Source organism: Paenibacillus catalpae (assembly GCF_900112695.1).
Classification (GTDB): Bacteria; Bacillota; Bacilli; order Paenibacillales; family Paenibacillaceae; genus Pristimantibacillus; species Pristimantibacillus catalpae.
Genome location: NZ_FOMT01000001.1, coordinates 1,177,225 through 1,190,531, shown reverse-complemented (window position 1 = coordinate 1,190,531; position 13,307 = coordinate 1,177,225). Strand labels below are relative to the sequence as shown.

Here is a 13,307-nt window from a genome sequence, read left to right as displayed (position 1 = left end):
AGAAACAATGTTTAATGAATAATGGGCAAACCAATTTCGTGAGACATTCAGGGATTAAACTAACGGGAAACATTAGCTTAATCAAAAAAGCTGCAGTAGATCGGAGGATCCGCTGCAGCTTTTGTTGAAGTAAAGGGCAGTTATCTTGCATAAATATGGTATAATTTGCAAAACGCATGTGTGGGAGAGTGGGGAAATGGAATTTGGAACCGATTTTTTAAAATTAGGTACAGATCAACTAAAGGATCTTTATCAAGAGTTACAGGAAAAATACAATGAGTTCAAGAGTCAGAATCTGAAATTGGATATGTCCAGAGGGAAACCTTGTCCTGAACAGCTTGAGCTTTCCATGGAAATGCTTGATATATTGAAATCTGATGAACAAATAATAGCTATAGATGGTGCGGACTGTCGCAATTATGGAGGAGTTGACGGGATACTCGAAGCGAAGGAATTATTTGCTCAGATACTTGGAGTGAGTACAAAAGAAATCATTCTCGGTGGAAATTCCAGTCTGAATATGATGTTCGATACTCTATCCAGAGCGATGCTATTCGGAGTCAGAAAAGGTGAAATGCCATGGGGGAAACTCCCGAAAGTTAAATTTCTTTGCCCAAGTCCCGGCTATGACAGGCATTTTGCGATATGCGAACTTTTAAATATTGAGATGATAACCATAGACATGAATCACGATGGCCCGGATATGGATACCATTGAAATGCTTGTAAGAGAAGACGATTCCATTAAAGGTATTTGGTGCGTTCCCAAGTATAGCAACCCTGATGGAACCACATACTCTGATGAGATAGTTGATAGGCTCTCCTGCATGAAGACAAAAGCAAGGGATTTTCGCATATTTTGGGATGATGCATATACAGTTCACCATCTAACCGATACGCCAGATCAGTTAAAAAATATCCTTGCAGCTTGCAAAACTGCTGGATATCCTAACCGCGTTTATATGTTTAGTTCTACTTCCAAAATTACGTTTCCTGGCTCAGGCGTTGCGATGTTGGCAACCAGCGAAGAAAATGTGAATTCAATAAAAAAACAACTTGGAATTCAAACCATTGGTCCGGATAAGATTAACCAACTTCGGCACGTTCGTTTTTTGCAAAGTCTGGATAATTTGAATGTTCATATGAAAAAGCAAGCTGCTATTATTAAACCTAAATTTGATTTGGTTTTGCATCATCTTGAAGTGGATTTAGGCGGAAAAAATATTGCCGTGTGGAGTAAACCCAATGGAGGCTATTTCATTAGTCTTAACACGTTGGACGGTTGTGCAAAAGAAGTTGTAAATATGGCCGCCCAAATTGGGGTCACATTAACGAACGCAGGAGCTACATATCCTTACGGAAAAGACCCGAGAGATCGGAATATTCGAATTGCTCCTACTTTCCCCTCAATTCATGAACTCAAATTAGCAATTAACGTGTTATGCGTATGTGTTCAATTAATAAGTATCAAGAAGATTCTGGGTGGCAGTATTAGATAAGTAGTCGAGTTCCCGACTCCTGAGCTTCTCGTGTTATGGGATAATAAAGCATTAGGATGAAAAATGAGTTCTGGACAGTGAACGTTATATATTAGTTCGTGTCGCGGCGTTGAACTAACGTAGGAACTTTAGTTCAGCTTTCGTTTCGTAATCTAGGAGTGGTATTCGTGGATTTGGAACTAGGTAAACACAACAGGATCATTTTTTTGAATGGAACGAAGTTAGCTGGTGAACTTACGGATATAAAACGGCTAGGATCTGAATTATATTCACTTTGGATTGATATAGGAAGACAACCTGTGTACATTTCTTATTGTGATGTTAAGGAAATTGTGCAAATTGATAATTATGAAAATGAGTGAAGGCATTAAGCTATCGGAAAACTTTAGCGTAATAAAGGGTTATGGCCGCCGGCATCTATGATCGGCGGCTTTTTCTGAACAAATGGCTGTTTAACATGATATTATGGAAATATTGATCACTACGAACGATTTCTTGCTCCGATTAAAGGGGAATAGATTATGGAGACTGCCAAGTATGCAGAATATAAGCATTACCTGTTTGGTGGGAGGTATTTGATGGCATATCCTGTTTATCTATATAAGGAATACGAGGATGAAGAAACTGTAATTTATAAGTTTAGTATCAAACATTATGACTCCATTAGTGACTACCTTGATAAGTTCGTAAGAATACAATTGAACAAAAAGAAAAAATGAAAAATAAAGTTGTAGACTGAGGGCGGCGTTAAGTTCCCAAAGAGCATGCTCTGCTTGCATAGCTAACGGACAGATTACTCAACAAACTAGCACGAAAGAACGGCTGATTAAACGGGCCCATGCAAGTTTTCTCAATTGTTCGTTTCCGATGTCACAAATCAGAGCCCTCCATCGTTATATGTGCAAAACGAAAAGGGAGCTGAGGAAACATGAACGACTTGACATGCGTAATCATCGGAGGCGGCCACACAGGGCTTGGAGCCCTCAAAGCTATACAGGGAACAACCAAGGGCATGGTGAATGGACGGCGGCTTCGGTTCGTTCTGATCGACAAGCAACACGGCCATGTGCGCAAAGTGATGATGTTTCGGCCGGCAGCGAGTGGGGAGGAGATAGTGGTTCCCTGGACTCGTTATTGTTCAGAAGGGGTCGAATTTGTGCAAGGCACGGTTACGTCCGTGGAAAATGGGGAACGTCGGATTCGATATACGGATGCGCAAGGAAAGGATTCCGAAATTCATTATGACCTGTTAGTCGTAGCGGTCGGCAGCATCGTTCGGCGGCCGAACCCCGATCAAGGCGGTATCGCCTTGACCGACCCGCAAGCCGCGGCAGAAATTCGGGAGCGGTGGCGTGACAATCTGCGGAAGGCTGCCGGCGAGACGAATCCCGAAGAGCGTAAGCGACTGATGACCATCGCGGTTGCGGGAGCGGGCATCAGCGGCATGGAGGCGTCCGCCGAGCTGGCGCTCGCCATGCGGGAGGAAGCGTTGGCGCTGGGGCTGATCCCGTCCGACGTATCGGTCTATTTGCTGAATGCGCGGAAGCGGCTGTTTCCGGAAGGGCCGGAGAAAATCGGACGGAAGCTCGAGCAAGCACTCGGCGAATGCGGCGTGACCGTACATCACGATTGCAAGGCGATGCGGGAGGAATCGGGATTGGTGACGTTGAATAATGGCAATAGTCTGGCGGTCGGCTTATGTACGTGGACAATTGGACTAATTCCGAACCCGGCCCTTCGCGGTATGGGCTTGCCGATTACTCCCGAAGGTCAAGTACAAGTGGATCAATGTTATCGCGTTCAAGGGGCGCAGGGCGTGTATAGCATTGGCGACTGTACGAGAATCGTCGATTCGAGTACCGGCAAGGCGGATCAGATGACGTGCAAAGAAGGTGGAATGCAGGCGCTTCGACTCGGGAAAATCGTGCTGGCCGACCTGGAGGACCGTCCTGCGCCTGTTCACAAATCCATGATGGATGTCTTCGCCATCGGCCTCGGGGAAAATCGCGGATTAGTTTGGGCACGCAAATGGGGACTTAATTTTATCATCACGGGAAAGCTTGCGTGGAAAGCCAAGAAGCTGGCATGGGATAGCGCCAGTATGCTCTGATAGAACAAAGAGACCAAGATTGCAATTTTTCTAACAGCCCGGAAAAGGTGTGACGGCGAATGGAGGAACTATACGATCAATATAAATATGGGTCTCCCACTTACTAAACTCCCTCAGTACGATAGTTGAATAGCCAAACGAATAAAGCTGCTGGCATGCAACCGGCAGCTTTATTACGTTAACGGGCAGGATAGCTTAATCAATTCGCGAATACTTCAATTGTGGAGAATTTACGAAATTCGCAAATAAGTTGTTATCAGAAATCTATGCTAAAGGACGATAAAGAATGGAAATGATATTTTTTGTAATTATTGTAGCTACAAATATTACATTACTACAAATTAAATATTTTCAGAAATACAAAAAACTCATTAATAGTATTACAGCTTTCGTAATTGTGATTTGGTTATTAGCTCTAATTGCATATGGAATTAACTCAAGGAGAGCTCAAACGAATCTTAATGATTTGAAAGAAGATTATCCTATTTACATAATTGTTTTTATACTAGCTATCACATTACATTAATCGAAGTGCTAAAAAGAACAAAGATGATTTAGATTAACGTAGCTTAACTATTGAAATTAGAATAAAGATTTTTTAAGGTTACTCAGGAAGGCATAAACTTCTAATAACAATATATTCACGCTTCGGGCATTAAACTAACGGGGAACTATAGTTCAATCAATAAGGCTGTACTAGATAGAACAATGTATAGTGTACTGTTAAGCTAAGGGAGAGCATAACAAAACCACCTTTTCGAAGGTGGTTTTGTTATGGTCAAATACTAGTATTAAAATTTAACATATCCTAGATTCTAAATATTGCACCCACATCCCGTGCAGCTCATCTTCCGACACTTGAAATGCGCCTTGAAAATCCATGGCATCGCGTATGAATTTGTTGAGCGCATCTAAACTGTATGAATGGATGAGATATTCTACAATCAAGTGCGAGAATCCATATCCCCCTATCTTCTCGAAATCCCAGGTATCATTAGTTAATGCTTGAAAGCTAGGGACAGCGTTATTTTGAATCGCTTCGGAGGTACTATACTGGATATATTCTTGTGACATTTGTTTGGCTTCATGCCCGCCGAGCCCGTGTGTAAGCCATTTCGGTGCCAACGGATTGATATCCTTCACTAACCACATCGTAAACAAGCTTATAGTGTGCCGAAGTACCGATTGATACGTATGTTCAGGGCCTGGGTTGAGTGGGGATACGATTTTAATTTTGTTGTCTTCATAGGTTCCCATAAACCAATTGGGCGCATTCGGTTCGTTTATTGCTTGATGAAAAGTGGACAGATCCGGATAGATCTCAATAGCGATTTTCTGAGAAGGTCGATGACGATAGGTTGTAATAATTCGATCTACATTGCTTTTCAACTCTTCAAATAAGTCATGGTATACCTTATTCATACCATCATTCTTGGAGGAAGACTCGCTTTTATCCACAATTGATATCAATTCTTTAATAGACATTATTGTAATGTCACCCCATTCTTTTAATTCTCTTTTTAGTTTGTTTAAGGCACGGTAGAGTCTGTTCTTAACTGCGCTTTCAGGCATCCCAATGATTTTGGAAATTTCCAATAAAGTGCAGTCGACGAAAAAACGCAATGATATGATTTGCTGATCTATTTCATTCAATCGGGCTAATGCAGCACTAATATCAAGACGGATATCGACATTTCTAGCAATATCGAGGGAGATCGATCGGGAATGAAAATCGATTAATTCGTGCACCATTTCTTTATTTCGTGATCTCGTTCGATACTCGTTTTTCACAATATTTTGCGCGATTTTGAATAGCCAAGTAAATAAACTGGAGTTACACTTAAACAAGTGAAAGTTTTCCATTGCTTTTAAAAAAGCTTGTTGCGTTAAGTCATCGGCAGTTGCCGAATTCGTCTTTACTGCAATATAATTTCGAATTCTATCTCGATATTGATTATAAATAGCTTCGAAATGCTGGATGTGCTCCTGCTCCTCCGGAAGAACAGGGATTTTCTTTTTGTCTTGAGCTCGTGACACCAGTAGTACCTCCTCCTGAACTTACAATTCATTAGACACCGGAGGGAGGTAAAAAGCCACATCATTTTAAAAATAAAATTTTATGACGCCATTCTTCATTAAACGGATATATGATAACAAGACCAGCGAAAGACAATACGGAAGCAATGAAAGGGTCACAGGAGTTAATCATGGAATTTGAAGAATAAGATTAGGGAGTGAGTGCACAGGATACGATAGTTCAGAAGTACACTGCCGCAGCGGGATCAAGTGAGGTTTTGAAGGAGAAATATCGTTAAGCTATCGGTTAACATTAGTTCAGCAACACGACAGCAGCCGGCACATTACGTCCGGTTGCTTTTTTTTGTTAAGCTAAAGGGCAGCGCAACTGCAACTATTCTAGCCTCAAACTCGTATACACGGATGCATGAAAGAATAACCATTTTATGGGGGGTTATAGTGTTGAAAGTAAATAATAAAGTCGTTGTGCAATTTTTACTAGCTATCTCAATAGTCGTAATAATCGTGGGTTATATACAATTAAATAACTCTGTTTTATGGGGCACTGAAAAAGTGAGTGAATATATGATTGAGAAAATGCAGGGCAGTATGGATACAGGCCAGTACAATATCATGTTGCAAGGGTTTATAGAACAAATTAAGTGGAGTGGAGGCATTCTATTAGGCCTTGGTGGTATTCTGTTTATAGCTTGCATGACTTTAGTTCTGAATAAGCGTTCTGGATTGAACTAACGGTGAACGATAGTTCAGCTATTCAGGAGCAGTTTGCCAGAGCGGCAGCTGTTCCTTTTTATTAAGCTAAAGGGCAGGATAACGTGGATAATTATCCCAATTTATAGTATTGTAATTCAAATAAAAGGGAAGTATGTAGAGCAGCCGTCGCAACTTCCTAACAAGCTGGTACTGTCTGTATTACAAGAATGGACAGAAAATGGTGTTCATTATATTAAGGGACAAGCAAACAAAAAGATTTATACATTTAAAGAAGTGGAAAAAGATCGATGGCAAGAGGTTTGAAATAGGATTTGTTAAATTAGAGTATTAGATGGTAACTGTGTCGTTATTAACCTAACGTAAGAACGATAGTTAAATAAGTAACGGACGAAGCTGCCGAGCAATCGGTGGCTTCATTGTGTTAACGGGCAGATTGTTGTGTGCCCCTTCGAATGTGTTTAATTAGTGGTTGTCCAGTAAGATTGTCTGTTGTCGTTGTGTTCATTAAGGATTTTACCGAGCGGTAGCAGGGTTGGGGCACCCTGATCATCTATACGTCTCTGGAAGTGGAGTAGGGGATAACAGGGAGGTGGCAATTGCCCAAGCCAACGCCAGCACTCTGACATATACATGTTAGAGAAGCACCCATATGAAAATGCAGAAACGAGTGTATTATACAAAAAGAGGATGAAGCATATGGCGAAGATCCCTAACTTCCCCCAAAGGCTTATGGATGAGCATGCCCGATGGCATATGAGCCATATGAATCGGGATGTGCATTCGGGCGACGGCATTTCGTTCCTTCGGTTTCATCGAAGGTTTTTAAGAAAAGTCCTGCGATGGTATAAGGGTCAAGGGCTCGATCACCAAAGAGTGACGGCGTGGTCCCGGATCCCATCGGCTGTCAAAGCCACTCCCGGCTGGGACAGCCAGCTGCAGGAAGCCGAGGATCGTATGGTGAAGCGTCTGGGCTCGTTCAAGTCCTCGGATGAACTGGGCCGTTTTCTTCTGACGTCCTCTCTCCACGACTCCATTCATGTCCTCGGCTCGGAGGTTTACGGAGACCCAGATTTCGGAGTGATCCTTAGATCCCCTAGAAGCACCCTATTCTATCGCTGGCATGGCCTGATCGACCGATGGTGGAGGAAGTACCAGCAGCTGAACAAGAGCAAAGAGACAAAGACAAAGACCGTGAAGTCCGCTCGGTGAGCGGGCTTTGGTCTGTTTAAGCTGATTTGTGGGGGCAATTCCGCTTCACAAGGAGTTGGTAAGATCAAGTTACGTTTGATGAAATTGCTCAAGGCAGTTGATTCAACTAACGGGAAACGTTAGTTGAATGACAACAGCGGCAGTCTAAGACTTTATTATTCAGTCTTGGTCCGCCGCTGTTTGATTTTTTGTGCCAGTCTAATACTTAATTATTGAAAGCTAACTATTTATGACCTCATAAGCCCCGTTAAATCAAATTGTTCAGTCTAAAACTTTATTTTCACTGGACACAAAGCGTTCTGACAAGCGTCCAAGGCCGGCTATGACATTAAAAAAATATGTAAAGTAGAATCCAGCCGTAGGCAAGCTAAGATCGGTATAGCTTTTCTTGCAAAAACGCGCTTACAATAAGGGACACAGGCAGATCTGCCACGACAATAATCTTCATCATTAGGAGTTGCAGCCAATAGTCTTGTATTCGCTGCACCGTTAAGGGAGTGTCTCGTATGCTGTATTCGCTCAAAAGCCGCCTGATTATCGCATTCGTGCTACTGTTCGTGCTGTCCTTCGGAGTCATGACGCTTCTGCTCTTCAAAGAATCGCGCGCGATCATTCGCTCTTATGTTGAATCGTCTGCATTAGAAAAAATGGACGAGTACGGCTCGTTTATCGATATGGCGCAGTCGCAAATGTATGATTTCTCGTCACTCGTCTTCAACAGCGATTTGACCCATCGCTGGGAGCTTACGATAACGGACCCCAACCTGTCGCCCGGGGAGAAAAGTCTCGCGAACATTACGTTCAGCCGATTCCTGACCCAGACGACGAACAATTATTCGATCGTCTCCTCTGTATTCATCTACCGGGAGGACGGTCTTCGAATAGGGATGAACAACGAAGTCGCTTTCGATCCCTCTTTCAAAGAAGAGGCGTGGTACCGGGATTTCAAAGAGCGAAGCGTCCGATGGGTACCTGCGCACCTGGACCCCTATTCGCAGCAATACTACAATAAGCCGGTCATCAGCCTGCTGATGCCGATCGGCCAATTCGAGCCTGCATTGGCCAAGACCGTGATGAAGGTCAACATCAGCTCGGCGTATTTGCTCGATCCGCTTAACCGCATCCATCTCGGGGAGAGCGGAACAATCTTCCTGCTGAATGAACTGCTTGGTCCAATGCTGTCCCAGGCGGAATACGGGCAGCATGCCGATAAGACGGAACTTATCGAGAAGCTGAGCGGCGAGCGGCAGAAGCAAGGCGTAGAGTATACCTCCGGCCAAGCGAAAGGCGACGATATTGTGGTGTACAAAAAGCTGGGGCGCACCGACTGGATGCTGGTTGGCTTCGTAAGCGAAGTGGATTTGTATGGGAAATTGTATACGCTGCGCGACAGCATTGTCACATTCGCTATTTTACTATTTCTTGTATCCGTTTTCATTGCCATATGGTTATCGCACGGCATTACGAGGCCGCTCACGCGCTTGGTCTTGGCGATGCGTCATGTGCAGCGGGGCGATTTCGCAGGCGCGGAGGAACGGATTCCAACCGTGCGCAGCGTCAAAAGCGAAGTAAGCTTTGTGACGATGACGTTTCGCAAAATGGTCGGCCAGCTGCGCAGCCATATCCAGACCGAGTTCGAGCTCAAGCTGCTTCGCCAGCAGGCGGAGTACAAGGCGCTGCTAATGCAGATCAATCCTCATTTTCTGTTCAATACGCTGGAACTAATGAGCTCCCTTGCCATGCAGAAGAGGACGGACGATACGGTCGACGTGATAGAGTCCCTGGGCAAGATGCTTCGTTTCTCGCTGCGGATCAGCGACGACGTGATCAGGCTTAAGGAAGAGCTGAACTATGTGCAGGACTATTTGTCGATTCTTGAAGTCCGTTTCGGCGATAAGCTGCATGTCACGATGGAAGCCGATGAAGGGTTGGAGAAAGTAATGATCATCAAGTTCATCCTCCAGCCGCTGATCGAGAATGCGGTTAAATACAGCTTTCGGCAATCGCCTAAGGCCATCGTCCATATCCGGATCAGTCGACATAACGGTCAGCTCCGGTTATCGGTCTCGGACAACGGTCCGGGTATGCCTGAGGAGCTGCTTGTCAAATTGAAGGACCAGTCAGTCAGCGTGCAGCTGGATCAGATGCTGACCAGCCGCAGTCGGGAAATTGGACTAGGAAACGTGCTTGCCCGCTGCAGGCTGTACTACGGAGAGCTTTTTGATTTGCATATCGAGTCGGTGCCGGGCGAAGGCACGGTCATTGAACTTATATTACCGATCCGGGAGGAGCATGCGCATGTACCGAGTATTGATCGTGGATGACGAACCGGAAATCCGGCAGGGCTTAAAGCTCAAAGTCAATTGGGAGAAGCTGGGCTTTTTGATTGCGGGGGAAGCGGGAAACGGCGCCGAAGCGATGGCGATGCTGGCGGAAAAGGCGTTCGATATCGTGATTACGGATATGAATATGCCGCTCATGAACGGCGTTTCCCTGCTCGAGGCTTGCGAGATGCGTTATCCGGAGCTTCGGCTGCTCGTCATTACAGGCTATGAGGATATTCAATACGCGAAAGCTGCCGTACGCCATCAAGCCCGGGATTTTATGCTTAAGCCGGTAGCCCGGGATGAATTAAGCGAGGCACTGACGCGGCTGCGCAAGGAGCTTGACGACGAGCGGACCGAGAAGAACGAGGCTTCGGCTATGCAATGGCGGTTGTCGCAATATTACAAAGAGATGAAGGAGCAATACATCGTTCAGCTCGTCAAAGAGAATTTCGCCCATGAACGCGAACGGCTCGAGCGAGCCAAGCTGTTCCAGCTAGGTGAATGGGACGCCTGCCCAGTCCGATTCCTGACGGTCGGACTTCGGCCGCTCGCATACAATGACAATCAGCCAGCCCAAGACCGGTCACCTGAAAAGATGCATCTGCCGTTCGAGCTGGTCTGCCGCGAAAGCTTGAGCGCATACGGCGAATCGGCCAACTTGTTCCGCGATTCAAGCTACCCGGGATTGGTCCATATCATCTCTATCCTGGATGACAAAGAACTCGCGTTATTAACCGAATCGTTAAAGAGGAATGTATCGGCTTATATCGGCATGGAGCCGTTCATTGGCATCGGTCATTCCGTAATGGGCCTCAAACATTGGAGCGAAGGCTACATGTCCGCGCTGCTGACGTGGAATCTGGCCGACCGGGGGATGCACGATGCGGCGCGGGGCGCGGCGGAAGGACAAGCTGCGCTGTCCGAGGATACGGTGAAAGTGCTGCGCAGCTGCGTCCAACGGGGAGATATCGCATCCTTCGAGTGTACGTTAAGACGCGAGCTGGAAGAAGCGTTTCAGATCTCGCGGTCGCGGTTCACAAAAGTGATTTTTCAGCTGTATCTCATGCTTGAAGCGCTTGCCCATGCTACCCGTGCCGCATTGGAAGACGGTGAGCAGCTGTGGCTTCGTCCCGAGAAAGTGCTGGGCCTTGACTCGGTGGACAAAGCAAGCGGCTTCCTCATGCCGATCGCTTGTCGGATAGCCGATCGCCACCATGCGTCCGAGGAGCGGGGGGAGTCCTCGCTCATTGAAGCCGTAAGGCAATATATCGACGAGAACTACATGATCGACTTGAATTTATCGATGATCGCCGAACGTTTCAACTATCACCCTTCGTACTTCTCCGAGCTGTTCAAGGCGAAGGCAGGCAAGACGTTCATTCAATACGTAACCGACGTTCGAATGAAGCAGGCCACCAGGCTGCTAGAGGAGACGGAACTGAGTCTGTGGGACATTGCGGAGCTGACCGGATTCTCGAATGCCAGCTACTTCAGCTCCAAGTTCAAACGGGTATATGGGTTGAGCCCTTCGGAGTATCGGCAGAAGCGACCTGAATAAATTGAAAACGAGATGCCGAAGAAATCGAATTCCGGTCATGCGCATGGGGCGGTATGCTTAACCCATACCACAACCGCTTATGAGAAAAGGAGGCGCGATGCCATGCGCAAGCCACCGGGAGCTTCGGACAATCTGACCGCATATACCTTCTTGCTGCCTTGGCTGTTCGGCTTTTTTTGCCTGACGCTTGGTCCGATGCTCGGTTCCTTGTACCTGTCGATGACCAAATTCAATCTGCTTAGTCCGCCTAACTGGATCGGTCTCAGCAACTATCTCGCCATCTTTACCGAGGACAGCACGTTTACCAGATCGCTTACCGTTACGTTCACTTATGTCTTCCTGTCAGTGCCGCTGCGGCTGATCTTCGCCTTGCTTGTCGCCATAGCGCTGAACAAAGGTATTCGCGCGCTGGGCATCTACCGGACCGTTTATTATTTGCCCTCACTGCTGGGAGGCAGCGTCGCGATTGCGATCGTGTGGCGGCAGCTGTTCGAAGGGACAGGGGTAGTCAATCAACTGCTCGCCCGCATCGGTATCGAAGGACCGTCCTGGATCTCTCATCCCGACTATATCGTCTATACGATTGTGACGCTCTCCGTCTGGCAATTCGGATCGGCGATGGTTATCTTCCTGGCTGGACTCAAGCAAATACCTGCCGATTTGTACGAGGCTTCCGAGGTAGACGGAGCCGGCAAGCTGCGGCAATTTTTCCGGATTACGCTGCCGCTGCTGTCGCCAGTCATTTTCTTCAATCTGATTATGAGCATTATTAACTCCTTCCAAGCGTTTACGCCGGCCTTCATGATTGGAGACGGGCGGGGAGGACCGCTCGATGCGACGATGTTCTACACGTTGTATCTGTATTTGAAAGGCTTCTCGTATTTCGATATGGGTTACGCCTCCGCGCTTGCCTGGATTATGCTTCTGATCATTGCCATCTTCACGGCCATCGTGTTCGTCACCTCGAAGTATTGGGTGTTCTACGGCGACGGCAAGGAAGGGAGGTAGATGGGCATGACGATGCGAAATAACCTGTCTCGTCTCGCCAGACATTTAATCATCATCCTAATCGGCATAGGCATGCTCTATCCGGTGCTATGGCTGGTCGCGAGCTCGTTCAAACCGAATACGATGATTTTCACGAACACAAGCCTCTGGCCGGCAGTATTCACGCTCGACAATTACATCAACGGCTGGCGCGGACTCAATGACGTATCCTTCAGCAAGTTCTTCATGAACTCGGCGCTCATCTCGGTTATGAGCGTGCTCGGCAATGTGATCACCTGTTCGCTGGCGGCATTTGCCTTAGGACGACTTGAGTTCCGGATGAAAAAAGTATGGTTCGCCCTGATGCTCGTCACGATCATGTTGCCTTATCACGTGACTCTCGTACCGCAGTATATGATCTACAACGAGTTCCAGTGGATCAATACGTATTTCCCGCTGATCCTGCCTAAATGGCTGGCCCATGACTCGTTCTTCATCCTGCTCATGGTACAGTTCATCCGCGGCATCCCGCGCGAGCTCGACGAGAGCGCACGGATCGACGGCTGCAGCCAGCGGCAAATTTATTGGCGCATTATTCTGCCGCTCCTCGTACCCGCGCTCATTACGACGGCGATCTTCACGTTCATTTGGTCGTGGGACGATTTCTTCAGTCAAATGATTTACTTGAGCGATATCCGCCTGTTCACGGTACAGCTCGGCATCCGTTCCTTGTTCGATCCGTCCGGGCAATCCGATTGGGGGGCGCTGCTGGCGATGTCGACCTTGTCGCTCCTGCCGATCACGGCCATCTTCCTCCTGTTCCAGCGGTATTTCCTCGAGGGGATTGCGACGACCGGCTTAAAGTAA

10 protein-coding genes are annotated in these 13,307 nt (G+C 46.6%); 9 read left to right on the top strand and 1 reads right to left on the bottom strand.

What is annotated here, in order from left to right; translation table 11 throughout:
- Window positions 1-196: 196 nt before the first annotated feature.
- The 3 genes from BM200_RS04970 to BM200_RS04955 all read left to right on the top strand — a co-directional run bounded on the left by BM200_RS04970 (window position 197) and on the right by BM200_RS04955 (window position 3,608).
- Entirely contained in the window at window positions 197-1,498 is a 1,302-nt protein-coding gene (locus BM200_RS04970; RefSeq protein ID WP_091181993.1) for an aspartate aminotransferase type Ic, read from the top strand.
- Between the two features lie 167 nt (window positions 1,499-1,665).
- Window positions 1,666-1,860, top strand: coding sequence for a hypothetical protein (locus tag BM200_RS04965; RefSeq protein WP_091181990.1), 195 nt, complete (start codon window positions 1,666-1,668; stop codon window positions 1,858-1,860).
- Window positions 1,861-2,426: 566 nt separating this feature from the next.
- Window positions 2,427-3,608 carry an NAD(P)/FAD-dependent oxidoreductase gene (locus BM200_RS04955; protein WP_091181985.1) on the top strand — a complete coding sequence of 394 codons (1,182 nt, stop codon included), beginning with the start codon at window positions 2,427-2,429 and terminating at the stop codon, window positions 3,606-3,608.
- Window positions 3,609-4,406: 798 nt separating this feature from the next.
- Here BM200_RS04955 and BM200_RS04945 read toward each other — a convergent pair.
- On the bottom strand, window positions 4,407-5,645 hold the full coding sequence (locus BM200_RS04945) for an RNA polymerase sigma factor (protein WP_091181981.1): 1,239 nt from the start codon (window positions 5,643-5,645) through the stop codon (window positions 4,407-4,409).
- 441 nt (window positions 5,646-6,086) lie between these two features.
- Between BM200_RS04945 and BM200_RS04940 the strand changes: the two genes are divergently transcribed.
- The 6 genes from BM200_RS04940 (at window position 6,087) to BM200_RS04910 (ending at window position 13,307) form a co-directional block, all read left to right on the top strand.
- Complete coding sequence (locus tag BM200_RS04940) at window positions 6,087-6,377, top strand: hypothetical protein (protein WP_091181978.1); 291 nt, start codon at window positions 6,087-6,089, stop codon at window positions 6,375-6,377.
- A gap of 678 nt (window positions 6,378-7,055) precedes the next feature.
- Complete coding sequence (locus BM200_RS04930) at window positions 7,056-7,568, top strand: hypothetical protein (protein ID WP_245772894.1); 513 nt, start codon at window positions 7,056-7,058, stop codon at window positions 7,566-7,568.
- 506 nt (window positions 7,569-8,074) lie between these two features.
- Window positions 8,075-9,892 carry a sensor histidine kinase gene (locus BM200_RS04925; RefSeq protein WP_091181973.1) on the top strand — a complete coding sequence of 606 codons (1,818 nt, stop codon included), beginning with the start codon at window positions 8,075-8,077 and terminating at the stop codon, window positions 9,890-9,892.
- The gene (locus BM200_RS04920; protein ID WP_091181970.1) at window positions 9,867-11,453 is read left to right on the top strand and encodes a response regulator transcription factor; all 1,587 of its coding nucleotides are present in this window, start codon (window positions 9,867-9,869) and stop codon (window positions 11,451-11,453) included. Before BM200_RS04925 ends, BM200_RS04920 begins: the two co-directional genes overlap by 26 nt.
- 102 nt (window positions 11,454-11,555) lie before the next feature.
- On the top strand, window positions 11,556-12,461 hold the full coding sequence (locus tag BM200_RS04915) for a carbohydrate ABC transporter permease (RefSeq protein WP_091181967.1): 906 nt from the start codon (window positions 11,556-11,558) through the stop codon (window positions 12,459-12,461).
- A 6-nt stretch (window positions 12,462-12,467) separates the two neighbouring features.
- Window positions 12,468-13,307, top strand: coding sequence for a carbohydrate ABC transporter permease (locus BM200_RS04910; RefSeq protein WP_091183520.1), 840 nt, complete (start codon window positions 12,468-12,470; stop codon window positions 13,305-13,307).